This is a genomic window from Leifsonia sp. ALI-44-B, assembly GCF_001984125.1.
Classification (GTDB): Bacteria; Actinomycetota; Actinomycetes; order Actinomycetales; family Microbacteriaceae; genus Okibacterium.
Genome location: NZ_MTQL01000006.1, coordinates 617,364 through 634,097, shown reverse-complemented (window position 1 = coordinate 634,097; position 16,734 = coordinate 617,364). Strand labels below are relative to the sequence as shown.

14 protein-coding genes and 1 riboswitch are annotated in these 16,734 nt (G+C 68.6%); of the genes, 11 read left to right on the top strand and 3 right to left on the bottom strand.

Annotation, left to right across the window (positions count from 1 at the left end; translation table 11 throughout):
• Positions 1 to 453 carry a hypothetical protein gene (locus ALI44B_RS03965; protein ID WP_077053401.1) on the top strand — a complete coding sequence of 151 codons (453 nt, stop codon included), beginning with the start codon at positions 1 to 3 and terminating at the stop codon, positions 451 to 453.
• Positions 444 to 1,274 (top strand): putative protein N(5)-glutamine methyltransferase, encoded by an 831-nt coding sequence (locus ALI44B_RS03960; RefSeq protein ID WP_238592044.1) that lies wholly within the window; start codon positions 444 to 446, stop codon positions 1,272 to 1,274. The genes ALI44B_RS03965 and ALI44B_RS03960 overlap by 10 nt, the downstream gene beginning before the upstream one ends.
• On the opposite strand, the gene glgX is transcribed toward ALI44B_RS03960, so the two are convergent.
• Positions 1,271 to 3,325: a glycogen debranching protein GlgX gene (gene glgX / locus ALI44B_RS03955; RefSeq protein WP_077053399.1), complete on the bottom strand. Its 2,055-nt coding sequence runs from the start codon at positions 3,323 to 3,325 to the stop codon at positions 1,271 to 1,273. The two genes, ALI44B_RS03960 and glgX, sit on opposite strands and share 4 nt — an antisense overlap.
• 69 nt (positions 3,326 to 3,394) lie before the next feature.
• On the opposite strand from glgX, the gene ALI44B_RS03950 reads away from it, so the two are divergent.
• From ALI44B_RS03950 to ligA, 3 genes are all read left to right on the top strand, one after another.
• Positions 3,395 to 4,612, top strand: coding sequence for a cysteine desulfurase family protein (locus ALI44B_RS03950; protein WP_077053398.1), 1,218 nt, complete (start codon positions 3,395 to 3,397; stop codon positions 4,610 to 4,612).
• Between the two features lie 64 nt (positions 4,613 to 4,676).
• Positions 4,677 to 5,795 (top strand): tRNA 2-thiouridine(34) synthase MnmA, encoded by a 1,119-nt coding sequence (mnmA, locus tag ALI44B_RS03945; protein ID WP_077053397.1) that lies wholly within the window; start codon positions 4,677 to 4,679, stop codon positions 5,793 to 5,795.
• A 104-nt stretch (positions 5,796 to 5,899) separates the two neighbouring features.
• Positions 5,900 to 8,260: an NAD-dependent DNA ligase LigA gene (ligA, locus tag ALI44B_RS03940; protein WP_077053396.1), complete on the top strand. Its 2,361-nt coding sequence runs from the start codon at positions 5,900 to 5,902 to the stop codon at positions 8,258 to 8,260.
• Between the two features lie 102 nt (positions 8,261 to 8,362).
• Here the strand turns inward: ligA and ALI44B_RS03935 are convergent, their stop codons facing one another.
• Entirely contained in the window at positions 8,363 to 10,057 is a 1,695-nt protein-coding gene (locus ALI44B_RS03935) for a long-chain-fatty-acid--CoA ligase (RefSeq protein ID WP_077053395.1), read from the bottom strand.
• 96 nt (positions 10,058 to 10,153) lie between these two features.
• Here ALI44B_RS03935 and gatC point away from each other — a divergent pair, with 96 nt between their 5' ends.
• The 4 genes from gatC (at position 10,154) to ALI44B_RS03915 (ending at position 14,193) form a co-directional block, all read left to right on the top strand.
• Positions 10,154 to 10,453: an Asp-tRNA(Asn)/Glu-tRNA(Gln) amidotransferase subunit GatC gene (gene gatC / locus ALI44B_RS03930; protein WP_077053394.1), complete on the top strand. Its 300-nt coding sequence runs from the start codon at positions 10,154 to 10,156 to the stop codon at positions 10,451 to 10,453.
• On the top strand, positions 10,450 to 11,961 hold the full coding sequence (gene gatA, locus ALI44B_RS03925; protein WP_077053393.1) for an Asp-tRNA(Asn)/Glu-tRNA(Gln) amidotransferase subunit GatA: 1,512 nt from the start codon (positions 10,450 to 10,452) through the stop codon (positions 11,959 to 11,961). Before gatC ends, gatA begins: the two co-directional genes overlap by 4 nt.
• Positions 11,961 to 13,469: an Asp-tRNA(Asn)/Glu-tRNA(Gln) amidotransferase subunit GatB gene (gene gatB, locus ALI44B_RS03920; RefSeq protein ID WP_077053392.1), complete on the top strand. Its 1,509-nt coding sequence runs from the start codon at positions 11,961 to 11,963 to the stop codon at positions 13,467 to 13,469. The genes gatA and gatB overlap by 1 nt, the downstream gene beginning before the upstream one ends.
• A 109-nt stretch (positions 13,470 to 13,578) precedes the next feature.
• Positions 13,579 to 14,193 (top strand): hypothetical protein, encoded by a 615-nt coding sequence (locus tag ALI44B_RS03915; RefSeq protein WP_077053961.1) that lies wholly within the window; start codon positions 13,579 to 13,581, stop codon positions 14,191 to 14,193.
• A gap of 8 nt (positions 14,194 to 14,201) precedes the next feature.
• Here ALI44B_RS03915 and ALI44B_RS03910 read toward each other — a convergent pair whose 3' ends face one another.
• Entirely contained in the window at positions 14,202 to 14,777 is a 576-nt protein-coding gene (locus ALI44B_RS03910; protein WP_077053391.1) for a TIGR03086 family metal-binding protein, read from the bottom strand.
• 110 nt (positions 14,778 to 14,887) lie between these two features.
• On the opposite strand from ALI44B_RS03910, the gene ALI44B_RS03905 reads away from it, so the two are divergent.
• Both ALI44B_RS03905 and ALI44B_RS03900 read left to right on the top strand, forming a co-directional pair.
• Positions 14,888 to 16,216 carry a DNA polymerase IV gene (locus ALI44B_RS03905; protein ID WP_077053390.1) on the top strand — a complete coding sequence of 443 codons (1,329 nt, stop codon included), beginning with the start codon at positions 14,888 to 14,890 and terminating at the stop codon, positions 16,214 to 16,216.
• Positions 16,213 to 16,563 carry a hypothetical protein gene (locus ALI44B_RS03900; RefSeq protein WP_077053389.1) on the top strand — a complete coding sequence of 117 codons (351 nt, stop codon included), beginning with the start codon at positions 16,213 to 16,215 and terminating at the stop codon, positions 16,561 to 16,563. The genes ALI44B_RS03905 and ALI44B_RS03900 overlap by 4 nt, the downstream gene beginning before the upstream one ends.
• Before the next feature lie 44 nt (positions 16,564 to 16,607).
• Positions 16,608 to 16,717: riboswitch (TPP riboswitch) on the top strand.
• Positions 16,718 to 16,734: the final 17 nt, after the last annotated feature.

Sequence of the window (16,734 nt, the reverse complement as noted above, 5' to 3'; positions counted from 1 at the left end):
ATGTTCGACCTCGACGCATTCCCGGGCGGCCGCATCGTCGGCGGCCTGGTCGTCATGTCGATGATCGCGGTCGTGCTGTTCTTCTTCGCGCGGTCATACCGCCAATCGACCGCGGCCGGGGCGAACAGACGTTTCGATACGGTCGAGATTCCGCCCGACATCCCGGGTTCGCGTGAATTCATCGTGCGCGACGACAAGACGGGGTCGAGCTTCCAGTTCATCGTGCTGCACGACTACGCGCGGATAACTCGGGTCCTGGTGCCCAAACGCCATGAGGGCGCCGGGGCCGAACGCGACATGTTCGTCGAGGCGCTCAAACGCTCGGGCGGCGTGCAGAACTGGGCGTGGCCCGTGTCTACGGCCGAGGGGCAAGAATTCCTGGTGCGCTTGTCGCACGAGTTCCCGCAGCTCAGATTCGTCGACGGGTATGGCAACCGCATCGGGTGGCAGTGACCCAGCCCGGCAACCGAGACATCCACGACATCGAAGCGGATGTCGCGCGCCGTCTGCGTGCGGCCGGATGCGTGTTCGCCGAGGAGGAGGCCGCCCTGCTCCTGGCAGAAATGCTCGGTTCTGAGGCACCGGAGACCCTCGCAAACCGACTAGCCCTCGAGCGGATGGTGGCGCAACGCGTCTCGGGCGTGCCGCTCGAGTACGTCCTCGGCTGGGCCCTGTTCGACGGCATCCGCGTGCGTGTGGGGGACGGCGTCTTCGTGCCGCGCCACCGCACCGAGTTGCTTGTCGAAGCGGCCGCATCGGTCACCCGGGCGGGAGACACCGTCGTGGACCTCTGCTGCGGATCGGGGGCGATCGGGCTGGCCCTCGCCGGGCGGGTGCCCGGCATCGAACTGACCGCCGCCGATATCGACCCCCGCGCCGTCTCCTGGGCGCGCGTGAACCTCGAACCGGTGGGCGGCCACGTCTTCGAGGGCGATCTCTACTCCACACTCCCGGACAACCTGCGGGGTCGCATCCGCACGCTCGTCTGCAACACGCCTTATGTGCCGACGGCCGACATCGCGCTGCTGCCGCCCGAGGCGCGACTGTATGAGCCGCTCGGCACACTCGACGGCGGCGACGACGGGCTCGACATCCAGCGCCGCGTCGCGGACGACGCCCTCGCCTGGCTCGCGCCGGGAGGAACGCTCTTCGTCGAGACCAGCGAGGCGCAGGCCGGGCCGTCGGCGCAGATCATGCGTGCGGCCGGCCTGGCGGCAGAGACCATCCGCTCGGCTGAGGGCGACGCCACGGTCGTCAGCGCTCGCCGCGCCTAGTCGCTCTCGGCCCGGAACAACCACATCGACGTCGCGCATACGTCGACCACATCGCCCGGCGCGAACACGGCACCGTCGGCACCCGCAACCTCGTCCTCGGCGCTCGACCACAGCGAGCGGTAGCGCACCACGCCATCGTGCTGGGGCAGCGTGACGCTCACGTCGGTTTCGACGCCGTGCACGATGAGCAGGATGCGGTTGAACTCCTCGGTTTCGGGTGTCGACGCGGCCACGTATTGCAGCGTGCGATGGCGGGGCGACGTCCAGTCCTCGTCGCTCATGGTCGAGCCTGAAGCGTCGTACCAGTCCATCTCGCTCGCGCTCGGCACGCGCACGCCGCTCTTTCCGAATCGCTGGGGACGAAGCGCGGGGTTCTCGGTGCGCACGCGCGTCAGCGTCTCGACGTGCCGACGCAACGCCTGCTCGTGAGGGGTCGGCCCGTAGGACAACCAGGTGAGCTCGCTGTCGTGGCAGTAGGCGTTGTTGTTGCCGCGCTGACTGCGCGCGATCTCGTCACCCGCCGTGATCATGGGCACGCCCGCCGACAGCAGAAGCGTGCCGAGCAGGTTGCGCATGGCCTTGCGACGCGTGGCCAGGATGCCGGGGTCGTCGGTCTCGCCCTCGGCGCCGTGGTTGAACGAGCGGTTGTTGTCGCTGCCGTCGCGATTCGATTCGCCGTTGCCCACGTTGTGCTTCACGTCATAGGACACCAGATCGGCCAGCGTGAAACCGTCGTGCGCCGTGACGAAGTTAACCGATGCGAGCGGCCCGCGGGAGGCACTGAACGTGTTCGACGAGCCCGCGAGCCGCGTGGCGAAACCGCCGATGCCGACGGGCGGATCGCTCGCGCGCCGCGAATAGTCCACATCGCTCAACCAGAAGTTGCGCGCGCGGTCGCGGTAGCGGTCGTTCCACTCGTGCCAGCCGTCGGGGAAGTGGCCGGTCTGCCAGCCGCCCATGCCCACATCCCACGGCTCGGCGATCATCTTCACACCCGCGAGCGACGGGTCGTCGACGATCGCGGTGAGAAGCGGATGCTCGGGGTCGTACTCGTGTCCCGCGTTACGCCCGAGCGCGGCCGCCAGGTCGAAGCGGAACCCGTCGATCTGCACCTCGTTCGCCCAGTAGCGCAGCGAATCGAGCACGAGCCGCTGACCGCCCGGCGAGTTGGTGTCCAGCGTGTTGCCGCAGCCCGTCACATCGATGTAGCGGCCGCGGTCGTCCTGACGGTAGTAGCTCGAGTCGTCGAGACCGCGCAGACTGAGCCGCGGACCATCCGGCCCTTCCTCTGCCGTGTGGTTGTAGACCACGTCGAGCAGCACCTCGAGCCCGGCCTCGTGCAGCAGCCGCACCATGCCCTTGAACTCGCGTAGCACAGCGGCGGGCCCACCAGCCTGAGCGGTGCGCGACGCATAGGGCGCGTGCGGGCTGAAGAACGACAGCGTGTTGTAGCCCCAATAGTTGGTCATGCCCTGCTTGAGAAGCCGCTGCTCCGACACGAAGGCGTGCACGGGCAGCAGCTGCACGCTCGTCACCCCGAGGCTTGTCAGGTGCTCGATGGTCGACGGATGCGCGAGTCCCGCGTAGCTGCCCCGCAGATTCTCGGGCAGCGCCGGGTTGAGCTTCGTCAGCCCCTTCACGTGGGCCTCGTAGATCACCGTGCGATCGAGCGGCACGGCCGGTTTCTGCACCCCGCCCCAGTCGAAGGACTCGTCGACGGCCGTCGAGCGCCATTCGCCCTGGGCCACACGTTGCAGGCCGCGGCCGTACGGGTCGAGCAGCAGGGCGTCGGGGTCGAAGCGGTGCCGCGGGCCGGTGGGGCCGTCGGCGCGCAGCGCGTAGCGGCGGCCGGGGGTGAGCAGGGGGGAGCTGGCGGTCCAGACATCCGATTCGCCGCGCGTCAGGGGCACCCGGCCCGTCACCCACTGGGGGTCGGTGTCATCGAAAAGGACGAGCTCGATGCGGGTGGCGCTCGCGGACCAGACGCCGATGCGGCCGCCCGACCCGTCGAAAGTCACACCGAGGGACGCGAACGGGTCGGGGGTTGTCATGAGTTCTAGAGTAGTAAGGGCGTTCGACGGCAATGTTACGAGCACCTGAATGCGTCTGAGGAGCACGATATGGCGGTCTATCTCGACCACGCGGCAACCACCCCTATGCTGCCGGAGGCGATCGACGCCTACACGCGCGCCCTCGGCACGTTCGGCAACCCGTCCTCGATCCATTCGGCGGGGCAAGAGGCCAAGCGTCTGCTCGAAGAATCCCGCGAAACCGTTGCCACGAGCGTGGGCGCCGACCCCATCGAGGTGGTCTTCACGTCGGGCGGCACCGAGGCCATCAACGCGGCCATCAAGGGGCTGCACTGGGCGCGCAACGTCGGGGAGGAGCGGCCCCTCATCCTCGCGCCCGGGGGAGAACACCACGCCACGATCGACGCCGTCGAATGGCTGGTCAACCGGCAGCAGGCCGAGGTGCACTGGCTGCCCCTCGACGGCGACGGGTTCGTGCTGCTCGACGCCCTCGAACGCGAACTCCTCGACAACGGCGACCGCGTGTCGCTGCTCACGAGCATCTGGGTGAACAACGAGGTCGGCAGCATCCAGCCCATCGAGCGGATGTCGGCGCTCGCCGCCCGCTTCGGCGTGCCGTTCCATGTGGACGCCGTCGCCGCCTACGGTCACGTGCCCATCGACCTGGCCGGGGTGCGCGCCGCGAGCGGAAGCACCGGCGGCGCGGGTCTCGTGGCGCTCAGCGTGTCGGCGCACAAGATCGGTGGACCGGTCGGCGCGGGCGCGCTCGTTCTCTCGCGGCGCGCTACCATCGAGGCGCTCGTGCACGGCGGCGGGCAGCAGCGTCAGGTGCGATCGGGCACACAGGATGTCGCGGCCGCTGCGGCATTCGCGGCCGCCGCGCGTTCGGCGGTCGAGCGCATGGCCGCCGAGGGCCCGCGTCTTGCCGTGCTGCGCGACCGGCTCGTCGACGGGGTGCGCGCGGCGGTCCCCGACGCCGTTCTGAATGGTCCGACGGGCGACTCCCGCGTGGCCACCAACGCCCACTTCTCCTTCCCCGGATGCGAGGGCGATTCGCTTCTCTTCCTCCTCGACATGGCGGGGGTGGCAGTCTCGACCGGGTCGGCGTGTCAGGCGGGCATCCCCGAGCCCTCCCACGTGCTGCGCGCCATGGGCCGCGACGAGGATGCCTCGCGCGGCGCCCTGCGCATGACACTCGGTCACGGCAGCACCGACTCCGACGTCGACGCGCTGCTGGCCGCCCTGCCGTCGGCGTACGCGCAGGCGCGCAAGGCCGGTCACGCCGACCGCGCCGTCGTCCCGCGCTGACACTCCCCGGCGCGGGTACAACGGCCCCGACGCATCCGCTCTCACACGCGCGTAGACTTATCGGATGAAAATTCTTGCGGCGATGTCTGGCGGTGTCGATTCTGCGGTGGCTGCCGCCCGAGCGGTCGACGCCGGTCACGAGGTGGTCGGTGTGCACCTGGCCCTGAGTCGCATGCCGGGCACCCTGCGGACGGGCAGCCGCGGCTGCTGCACCATCGAAGACTCGACCGACGCCCAGCGCGCGGCCAACATCATCGGCATCCCCTATTACGTGTGGGACTTCTCCGAACGCTTCAAGCTCGACGTGGTCGACGACTTCATCGCCGAGTACTCGGCCGGGCGCACGCCCAACCCGTGCATGCGCTGCAACGAGAAGATCAAGTTCGCGGCGCTGCTCGAGAAGGCCATCGACCTCGGCTTCGACGCCGTGTGCACGGGCCACTACGCCACCATCGTCACGGACGACCAGGGCAACCGCGAGCTGCACCGCGCGAGTGCTTGGGCCAAGGACCAGTCCTATGTGCTCGGCGTCCTGACGGCCGAGCAGCTGGCGCACTCGATGTTCCCGCTTGGCGAGACCCCGTCGAAGGCGCTCGTGCGCGCCGAGGCCGCCGAGCGCGGTTTCAGCGTGGCCTCGAAGCCCGACAGCCACGACATCTGCTTCATCCCCGATGGCGACACGAAGGGATGGCTGGGCGAGCGTGTCGGCATTGCCGACGGCGCCATCATCGACCGCGAGGGCAACACCGTGGGCGCCCACGAGGGCGCGCACGCTTACACGGTCGGCCAGCGCCGCGGCTTGAACCTCGGCGTGCCGGCCCCCGACGGCCGTCCCCGTTTCGTACTCGAGGTCCGCCCGAAGACCAACGAGGTCGTCGTCGGCCCCAAGGAGGCGCTGGCCATCGCCGAGATTGCCGGAAGCCGTTACACCTGGGCAGGTCTTCCGCAGCAGCATCCCGAAGAATCGTTCGACTGCGAGGTGCAGATTCGCGCACACGCCGACCCCGTGCCGGCCGTCGCGCGCATCCAGTCGACCGAGAACGGCGACGAGTTCGTCGTCACCCCCGCGATCCCGCTGAACGGTGTGGCCCCCGGCCAGACCGCCGTCATTTACGTCGGCACCCGCGTTCTCGGACAGTTCACGATCGACCGCACCGTCAGCGCGGTGCCGGTAGGCGTCTAGCCGAGAGGTGCCCGGCCGCCCGGCCGTCCGGCTGCCGGGCTGCCGGGCTCGGGCGCTGGGCGCAACCCCGTTCGCTTGTCGGTGGTGATCTCTAAACTGGTGCCATGAGCACGAGCCGCGATTCTTCAGCCCCCGTCGACGAGCGCACCGATGACGAGGTCGCCGAGCTCGAGCGAGCGCGCGACGAGGTCGCCGAGCTGACCGACCGCATCCTCACGCTGCGCGACGAGTACTACGAGAAGAACGCGTCCACGGTCAGCGACGCCGACTACGACGCCATGGTGCGCCGTCTCGACGAGCTCGAGCGGCTGCACCCCGAGCTGCAGAAGGCCGACAGCCCCACGCAGACCGTCGGTGGCCGTGCAGAGACGACACAGTTCGCGCCCGTCGAGCACGCCGAGCGCATGCTCAGCCTCGACAACGTCTTCAGTCAAGAGGAGCTGGCCGAGTGGGCCGCCAAGGTCGAGCGCGATGCGGGCTCCGAGCGCGTGCGCTTCCTCAGCGAGCTGAAGATCGACGGCCTCGCCATCAACCTGCGCTACGAGAACGGTGTGCTCGTCACGGCCGCCACGCGCGGCGATGGTGTCGTGGGCGAAGACGTCACGGGCAACGTGCTCACCATGGGCACGATCCCCGAGAGGCTCGCGGGCTCAGGTCATCCGCCCCTCGTCGAGGTGCGCGGCGAGATCTTCTTCCCGGTCGAGTTGTTCGACCAGCTCAACGAGCGCCAGCGCCAGGCCGGCGAGCGAGTGTTCGCCAACCCGCGCAACGCGGCCGCCGGGTCGCTGCGCCAGAAAGAAGAGGGCAAGAGCGCCGAGAAGCTCGCTCTCATGCAGAACCGCCTGAAGAGCCTGCGCATGCTCGTGCACGGCATCGGCGCCTGGCCCGTGCGCGAGCTCGAGCGCGACACGAAGGTCACCTCGCAATCCGAGGTCTACGGTCTGCTCGAGCAGTGGGGTCTTCCCATCTCCACCCACTTCCGGGTCTTCGACACCATCGACGAGGTCGCCGGGTTCGTCAAGAAATACGGCGAGCAGCGCGCCTCGGTCGAGCACCAGATCGACGGCATCGTCATCAAGGTCGACGACCTGGGCCTGCACGAAGAATTGGGCGCCACCTCGCGGGCGCCCCGCTGGGCCATCGCCTACAAATACCCGCCCGAAGAGGTCAACACCAAGCTGCTCGACATCGTCGTGAGCGTGGGCCGCACGGGCCGCGCCACGCCGTTCGCCGTCATGCAAAAGGTCGAGGTGGCCGGCAGCGAGGTGCGCCAGGCCACGCTGCACAACCAGCAGGTCGTGAAGGCCAAGGGTGTGCTCATCGGCGACACGGTCGTCTTGCGCAAGGCGGGCGATGTCATCCCCGAGGTGCTCGGGCCCGTCATCGAGCTGCGCGACGGCACCGAGCGCGAGTTCGTCATGCCCACCGAATGCCCCGAATGCGGCACCCCGCTGAAGCCCGCGAAAGAGGGCGACATCGACCTGCGCTGCCCCAACGCGCGCAGCTGCCCGGCTCAGGTGCGCGGGCGGGTCGAACACATCGCTTCCCGCGGCTCGCTCGACATCGAGGGGCTCGGCGAGGTCGCGGCCGCGGCGCTCACGCAGCCCGCCGTGCCCGAGACGCCGCCGCTCGCCACCGAGGCCGGGCTGTTCGACCTGACGATGGCCGACATCTTCCCCATCGAGGTCGTCGTGCGCGACTCCGAGACGGGCATGCCCAAGCTCACCGAGCAGGGCGAACCCAAGCGCGACACTCCGTTCCGCCGCCGTCGCAACGTCAAGCGAGACGGCGCGCATGACCCGTCGGCCGACGTGTTCGACGGCGACGAGACCTCGGTTCCGTCGAAGACCGCGCACGAGATGCTCGCCAACCTCGAGGCCGCCAAGACCAAGCCGCTGTGGCGCATGCTCGTGGGCCTCAGCATCCGGCACGTCGGGCCCGTCGCGGCGCGCGCCCTGGCCAACTACTTCGGGTCGCTCGACGCGATCCGGGCCGCTTCGCGCGACGAACTCGCGGCCGTCGACGGCGTGGGCGGCATCATCGCCGACGCGCTCATCGCGTGGTTCGAGGTCGACTGGCACGTCGAGATCGTCGAGCGCTGGGCCGCAGCGGGCGTGCAGTTCTCGACGCCCGGGCACCCGGGGCCCGGGGCCGCCACCGAGGCCGGGGGAGTGCTCTCGGGCGTCACGGTCGTGGCCACGGGGTCGCTCGAGGGTTTCTCGCGAGAGGGTGCCCTCGAGGCCATCGTGCAGGCGGGCGGCAAGGCCGCATCCAGCGTCTCGAAGAAGACCGACTTCGTCGCCGCGGGCCCGGGCGCCGGGTCGAAGCTCGCCAAGGCCGAGGCCCTCGGCGTGCGCATCATCGACGCCGAGCAGTTCGCGCTGCTCCTTCAGGAAGGCCCGGCCGCGTTGGACGAGGGTTCTGACGCGGAGTCGCCGGAGGCTTCGGACCCAGCGGCTGACTAGCTCGGGGCGCCCCCGCACGGCGGTGAGGTGAAGGCGGCGTCCTATCAGGGCGTGAGCGGGTTGTCGCGCCTGCGTGTCTGGCGGCGCGACGAACGCTGACAGCTAGCCCGCGATAATGCTCTCGCGCACCTTCTTGCGCAGAACTTTGCCGATGAGCGACACGGGCAGCTCGTCCACGACCACGATGCGGCGCGGAACCTTGTAGGGCGTCAGCTGGTCGCGCGCAAACGCGCGTAGCGCCTCGGCATCGATCGTCTGGCCCGGCGCTGCAACGACAGCGGCCACGACATCTTCGCCCGAATGCACCGACGGCACGCCCACGACGGCCGCATCGGCTACCGACGGATGCATGCGCAGCGCGTTCTCGACCTCGGTCGGCGCCACGTTGAATCCGCCCGTGATGATCAGCTCCTTGATGCGGTCGACGACGCTCACGAAACCGTCCTCGTCGAGCGACACGATGTCGCCCGTGCGGAACCAGCCGTCGACGAAAACAGCCGCCGTCTCGTCGGGCTTGCGGTAGTACCCACCGAACACCTGGGGACCGCGCACCAACAGCTCGCCCTCGGAACCGATCGGCAGGACCTCGCGCGGGTCATCCTGATCGACCACGCGCACCTCGGTACCGGGAAGCGGCAAACCGACCGTGCCCGCCTTGCGATTGTCGGCCACCGGGTTCGCCATCAACACCGGCGAACACTCGCTCAGGCCGTAACCCTCGACGAGGAACCCGCCGGTCGCGGCCTCCCACGGCTCGACGAGCGTCTCGGGCAACGTCATAGCGCCCGAGATGGCGATCTCGATGCCCTTCAGCGAAACGCCCTGCTCGGTCGCCGCGCGCAGCAGGCGGTCGGCGATGGGCGGCACCGCGGGCAGGAACGTCGGCGGTCGCTTGGCCGCCACCTTCAACACCAGGTCCGGATCGAACTTCGGGAACAGCACCAACCGCGCGCCCATGCTCATCGCGAAGGTGAGGCACAGCGTGAGTCCGTAGGCGTGGAACATGGGCAGCACGGCATACACCGTGCAATTGCCGCGCTCGATTGTGGGCACCCACGCGCGCGACTGCGCCGCATTGGCGAGCAGGTTGCCGTGCGTCAGGGCGGCACCCTTGGGTGTTCCCGTCGTGCCCGAGGTGTACTGGATGATCGCGAGATCGCCCGTCTCGGGGCGCGGATGCTTCGCGTCGAGCTTCCTCGAGGCGACCAGTTTCTCCCACAGCACCGTTCCCGACACCTTCTCGGTGAGCGCAGCGCGTGATTCGCGCGCCTTCTTGATGGGAAGTGTGAGGGCCGCTCGCGTGTGCGCCGGCATGGCGCGTGTGACGTCGACCGAGATCAGCGTGTCGACCGCGACATCCGAGGGGAACTCCTGAACGGTGCGCACGACCTTGTTCCACACGATGGCCGTCTTGGCGCCGTGGTCTTCGAACTGGTGCCGCAACTCGCGCGCCGTGTAGAGCGGGTTGTGTTCGACCACGATGGCGCCGAGCCGCAACACGGCGTAGAACGCCACGATGTGCTGCGGGCAGTTCGGCAGCACGATGGCCACTGTGTCGCCCTTCGACACGCCCAGCCGGCGCAGGGCCTCGGCTACACGCGCGATCTGCTCGACCAGCTCGTCGTAGCTCGTGGTGCGGCCGAAGAACTCCAGAGCGGCGGTGCGGCCGTACTGGGCCGCCGATTCGTCGACGAGGTCGACCAGGCATCCGCTCTGTGTGGGGATGTCGGTGGGCACCCCCTCGGCATAACTCTTGAGCCAGGGTTTCGCGTCTTCGTTGGTCGCTTCGAGGTTCACGCCTCCACTTTAGGTGTCGAGCGCGATCAGGGCACCCGGCAGAACGCGCGTCGGCCATAGAATTAGGGCACACCACCCCCAATCAGATGGAGTGTTATGTCTGAAATCACGCCGGAGCTGGTGGCGCATCTCGCCAACCTCGCCCGGATCGACCTCGGCGACGACGAAATCCAGAGCCTCACGACAGAGCTCGGGCAGATCGTCGACAGCATCCAGAAGGTGCAAGAGGTCGCCACCGACGACGTTCCCGCCACCAGCCACCCGATCCCGCTCACCAACGTGTTCCGCGACGACGTCGTGGGCGAGACGTTGACCATCGAGCAGGCGCTGCAGAACGCGCCCGAACACGCCGACAACCGCTTCAAGGTCTCGGCGATCCTGGGGGAGGAACAGTGAGCGACATCATCCGTATGACCGCGGCCGAACTGGCCGAGAAGCTGTCGTCGCGCGAGATCAGCGCTGTCGAGGCCACGCGCGCGCACCTCGACCGCATCGCAGCGGTCGACGGCGACGTGCACGCGTTCCTGCACGTCTCAGACCACGCCATCCAGCAGGCCGAGCGCATCGACGAGCGCCGCGCCGCCGGTGAGCAGCTCGGCGAACTCGCCGGTGTGCCCCTGGCCGTGAAAGACGTCCTCGTCACCACCGATATGCCCTCCACCTCGGGCTCGAAGATCCTCGAGGGCTACATGTCGCCCTACGACGCCACGGTCGTCAAGCGTGCGCGCGAGGCCGGCCTCGTGCCCCTCGGCAAGACCAACATGGATGAATTCGCCATGGGTTCCTCCACTGAGCACTCGGCATACGGCCCCACCAAGAACCCGTGGGACTTGACGCGAATCCCCGGCGGCTCGGGCGGCGGTTCGGCCGCGGCCGTCGCAGCCTTCGAGGCGCCCCTCGCGCTCGGCAGCGACACGGGTGGCTCCATCCGTCAGCCCGCGCACGTCACGGGCACCGTCGGCATGAAGCCGACCTACGGCGGCGTCAGCCGTTACGGCGCCATCGCGCTGGCCTCCTCGCTCGACCAGGTCGGCCCCGTCACGCGCACGGTGCTCGACGCCGGTCTGCTGCACGACGTCATCGGCGGCCACGACCCGCGCGACAGCACCTCGCTGCGCGACGAGTGGCCCTCCATGGCCGCGGCCGCCCGCGAGGGTGCCACCGGTCAGGTGCTGCGCGGCCTCAAGGTGGGCCTCGTGCGCGAATTCCAGGGCGACGGTTTCCAGGCGGGCGTCAAGAGCCGCTTCGACGAGGCCGTGCAGCAGCTCGAGGCGCAGGGCGCAGAGGTCGTCGAGATCTCGGCCCCGAACTTCGAGTACGCGGTGTCGGCTTACTACCTGATCCTGCCCGCCGAGGCATCCAGCAACCTCGCCAAGTTCGACTCGGTGCGTTTCGGCATGCGGGTTCAGCCCGAGGGTGGCGGCACGGTCGAGCAGGTCATGTCGGCCACGCGTGAGGCCGGTTTCGGTCCCGAGGTCAAGCGACGCATCATCCTCGGCACGTATGCCCTGAGCGCCGGTTATTACGACGCGTACTACGGCAGCGCGCAGAAGGTGCGCACGCTCATCCAGCGCGACTTCAACGCCGCCTTCGAGCAGGTCGACGTGATCGCCACGCCGTCCGCTCCGACGACCGCGTTCAAGCTGGGCGAGAAGCTCGGCGACCCGCTGGCCATGTACCTCAACGACCTGACCACGATTCCCGCCAACCTCGCGGGCGTTCCGGGCATCAGCGTGCCCATCGGTCTCGCCCCCGAGGACGGCCTGCCCGTCGGCATCCAGTTCATGGCCCCGGCCCGCGAAGACGCCCGTCTGTACCGCGTCGGCGCGGCGCTCGAGACGCTCCTCGACGACGCGCGCGGCCACACCCTCATTTCTGAAGCACCTGCCCTGGGAGGCAAATAATGGCGAAGGATCGGTTGCTCGACTTCGACGAAGCACTCGAACTGTTCGAACCCGTCCTCGGTTTCGAGGTGCACGTCGAACTGTCGACCAAGACCAAGATGTTCTCCGACGCGCCCAACGAGTTCGGCTCGCTGCCCAACACCAACGTGTCGCCCGTGTGCCTCGGCCTGCCCGGTTCGCTGCCCGTCGTCAACGGCCAGGCCGTGCGCTACTCGATCAGCCTGGGCCTCGCGCTCGGCTGTGAGATCGCACCGTCGAGCCGGTTCGCCCGCAAGAACTACTTCTACCCCGACCTGGCGAAGAACTACCAGATCTCGCAGTTCGACGAGCCCATCGCCTTCGAGGGCTCGGTCGACGTCGAGTTGTCCGACGGCACCATCGTGACGGTTCCCATCGAGCGCGCGCACATGGAGGAAGACGCCGGAAAGCTCACCCACGTGGGCGGTTCGACGGGCCGCATCCAGGGCGCCGAGTACTCGTTGGTCGACTACAACCGCGCGGGTGTGCCCCTCGTCGAGATCGTCACCAAGCCCATCTACGGCGCCGAGCACCGCGCGCCCGAGATCGCCAAGGCTTATGTGGCCACCATCCGCGACATCGTCGTGTCGCTCGGCATCTCCGAAGCCAAGATGGAACGCGGAAACCTGCGCTGCGACGCCAACGTGTCGCTGCGCCCCCGCGGCCAGGAGAAGCTCGGCACGCGCACCGAGACCAAGAACGTGAACTCGCTCCGTTCGGTCGAGCGTGCCGTGCGTTACGAGATCCAGCGGCAGGCGGCCATCCTCAAGGGCGGCGGCACCATCACGCAGGAGACGCGGCACTGGCACGAAGACACCGGCGCCACCTCGGCCGGTCGTCCGAAGTCCGACGCCGACGACTACCGCTACTTCCCCGAGCCCGACCTGCTGCCCGTCGAGCCGTCTCTCGAGCTGATCGAAGAGCTGCGTGCGGCACTGCCAGAGCCCCCCGCCGCGCGTCGTCGCCGTCTCAAGGGCGAGTGGGGTTTCACCGATCTCGAGTTCCAGGATGTCGTCAACGGCGGTCTGCTCACCGAGATCACCGAGACCGTCACGGCCGGCGCAACCCCGCAGGCCGCCCGCAAGTGGTGGACCGGCGAGATCTCGCGTCTCGCTAACGCGCAGGGCGTCGAGGCATCCTCGCTTGTCGAGCCCGCGCAGGTCGCGGCGCTGACACGTCTGGTGGACGACGGCACGCTGACCGACAAGCTCGCCCGCCAGGTGCTCGAAGGCGTCATCGCCGGCGAGGGCACCCCGCAGGAAGTCGTCGACAAGCGGGGCCTCGCGGTCGTGTCCGATGACGGAGCGCTCATCGCGGCCATCGACGAGGCGCTGCTGTCGCAGCCCGACGTGCTCGCCAAGATCAAAGACGGCAAGGTGCAGGCCGCCGGCGCCGTCATCGGCGCAGTTATGAAGGCCATGAAGGGCCAGGCCGACGCCGCGCGCGTGCGCGAACTCGTGCTCGAGCGGGCAGCGGCCGTCGAAGAATAGTCACCCGCCGCGGGCGCTTTCAGCCCCGTGACACGTCGAGGGGGTTGAGCCGTTAAACACCGGCTCAACCCCCTCGCGCGTGCCGGGAAGCGCGGTCTACGATGTCGCCATGCTCGTGGAGGGTACGATCCGTTGGCAGGTCACAGAGGACTGTCCCTGGGACGTGCTGCTCGCGCTTGCCCTGCGCGATCTGGCCGGCCTGGCGGGGGAGTGCGCCGAAACGATCCCGCCCGTGCATCCGGCGCCCGTGCCTGCGCCCGCCGCGCTCGCTGACGAAGCTCTCGAGGGAATCGACCGGGTCGCGCTGGCGGCACAGTGGCGCGGATGGTGGGCCGGGATCATCCTGCGCGAGACGCGCCCGTTCATGTCGCCCGTGCGCCCGCCGCACTTCGAGGTGTTCGACCGGGCCCTCGAGCTGCAAGAGCTGCTCTATCGGCACTACGACGCGGCCATGCGCTGGACCGTCGACCGTCACGCCGAATACGAGCGTTCGGTGCGGCAGCGCGGGTCGTCGCTCCCGACGATCTACCGCCTCGTGCAGCGCCGACAGCTACAACTGCGCCGGCAATCGAACTCGTTCCGCGTCGACCTCACGGTGCTGCCGCTCTCGCAGTACGGCGGCTGGGTCGTGGCGCCGGATACCATCGTCGTGAGCTCGTCGTTGCGGGATGACGCGGACGCGTTCCAAGCCTGGTTCGAACCGATCGTCGAGGCGCTCGTGTGAAGGGTGACCTAGTTGCCGAACGGCGCGCGCACGTCGCGACCCGTGAGGGCGAGCAGGCGCGACTGCAGCGGCGCGTTTTCGTCGACGGCGACGGGCGAGGCGAATAATCCGGATGCCTCGAGCGTCTCCTTCTGGGGCGCGAAAACGCTCCACACGGCCTCGACCAGGTCGTCGTCGAGCTTGTCGTCGGCGCCGACTGCCTTCGCGAGATCCCACGTATGGATCGCGACATCCGACACCTGCTCGGCCAAGTATTCGCGCACGGTCACGGTGTCGTAGCTGAGGTGGACGGGCGCGTCGTGGGATGCTTCCTGCCACGCGTTCGCGGCCCGCTCCGAGTGTCGGTGCCACTCGGCCTTCAGGTCATCGGACAGCGGGTTGAGCAACCCCTGTGCCTGCCGCGTGGTCATGCCGGTGAGCAGTGCGGACACCCACTGCTGCTCGTCGATCACGTGCTGCACGAGCTGGCGCACGTTCCAGTCGGTGTCGGGCGTCGGGGCATCCCAATCGGTGACCTGCTCGAGGCGGCGCGTGAATTCTTCGTGCGCGGTGCGCTGCAGCGCCAGCCAGTCGTAGTCGGTCATCGGTGCCTCCCGGTCGGTGTGTCCCCGACCACTGTAACGCCCGGGCGCGCGAGCCATTCCCGGGCTCCAGCAGCCGCTTCGAATGTCGGTGGCGCCTGAGACAATGAAGTGTGTCCCGCCAAGATGGTCTCTCGCGTCGCGTCTCCGACGACGACGCCTCGGGCGAGGGCGCGCACATTCTGCACATCGATATGGACGCCTTCTTCGCGTCGGTCGAATTGCTCGATTACCCCGAGCTGCGAGGCAAACCCGTCATCATCGGCAACCCAACGGGCCGCTCGGTCGTCACGAGCGCCACCTACGAGGCCCGGCGCTACGGCGTGACGGCCGCCATGCCCGTGTCGAAGGCCATCCGTCTGTGCCCGCAGGCCGTCATCCTCGAGCCGCATCACGCGCGCTACAGTCACTTCTCGAAGCGCGTCATGGCGATCTTCGAAGAGGCGACGCCGCTCGTCGAGAAGCTCTCGATCGACGAGGCGTTCCTCGATGTGGCCGGCGCGCGGCGGCTGCTCGGCACACCCGCCGAGATCGGCCGCATGCTGCGACGTCGCGTGCACGAAGAAACAGGGCTCACATGTTCGGTCGGGGCCGCGGGGTCGAAGTTCGTCGCCAAGCTCGCGTCGTCGGCCGCGAAACCCGACGGGCTGCTGGTCGTGCCTCCGGCCGAGACGCTGCAGTTCCTGCATCCGCTTCCCATCCGCGCGCTGTGGGGCGTGGGCGGGCGCACCGAAGAATCGTTGCTGCGCATGGGTCTGCGCACGGTGGGCGACGTTGCCGCGGCACCGCTGTCGGTGCTCGAGCGCGCGGTTGGGGCGGCAACGGGGCGCAAGCTGCACGAGCTCGCACGCGGCATCGACGACCGGCGCATCGTCACGCAGTCCACCGAGAAGAGTGTCGGCCACGAGGTCACGTTCGACGAAGACATCCGCGAGCCGGCGCGCATCAGGCGCGAGATCCTCGGCCTGTCCGATCGCGTCGGGCAGCGCCTGCGCGCGGCGGGTCTCTCGGGGCGCACGGTGTCGATCAAGGTGCGCTACTCCGATTTCACGACCGTCACGAGGTCCCGCACGCTCGAAGACCCGAGCAATGTGTCGAAGCGGTTCTATGAAGAGGCCGCCGACCTGTTCGATGCGCTGCACACCGACGGCCGCGCCATCCGCCTCATCGGCGTGCGCGCCGAGCAGCTGACCGAGGGTGGCCGCGGAGCCCTGCTGTGGGATCCCGATGAAGAGTGGCGCGAGGCCGAGACCATGATCGACTCGCTGCGCAAGAAGTTCGGCACGGGTGCGATCGGTTCGGCGGCGCTTCTCAGCGGGACGACGCGCACGGGGCGCGATCGGGCGGCCGCCGCATCCGCCCAGCGGGCTGACCAAGCGCGTCGAGATGCCGACCGCAACCCCTTGGACGGGGAAGCGCCACAGAGTAACTTTGGGGCATGAGCAACCTTTCTCTCGACCTGGCCAACTCCTTCAAATCGCTCGGCGTCTCAACCGTCTACGGTGAGCCTGTCGAGTTCGAGGGGGGCTCCCTCATTCCCGTCGCCCTGACCTGGTACGGCTTCGGCGCCGGCGAAGGCGAAAACATCGAAGACGGCGACGAGAACGTCGCCGGTTCGGGTTCCGGCGGTGGCGGCGGTGGTGCCTCGATCCCGATCGGCGCATACGTCAAGGCGGCCGACGGCATCCGCTTCGAGCCCAACGTCGTCTCGCTCCTGGCCGTCGGCATTCCGGCCATCTGGGTCACGGGTAAGGCCCTCGCGCGCATCATCAAGGCGCTCAAGAAGTAGCCCTCACTTTCCCGGCCCCGCGGCGACTCGCCGCGGGGCTATAATTTTGTCAACACGGGAGTCCGGTGAGCCGGGCTGAGAGGAAGGTTCTCAACCTTCGACCGTCGAACCTGATCTGGATCATGCCAGCGCAGGGAGGCATCCATCTCCTTACCCGTGCCCTCATTCACC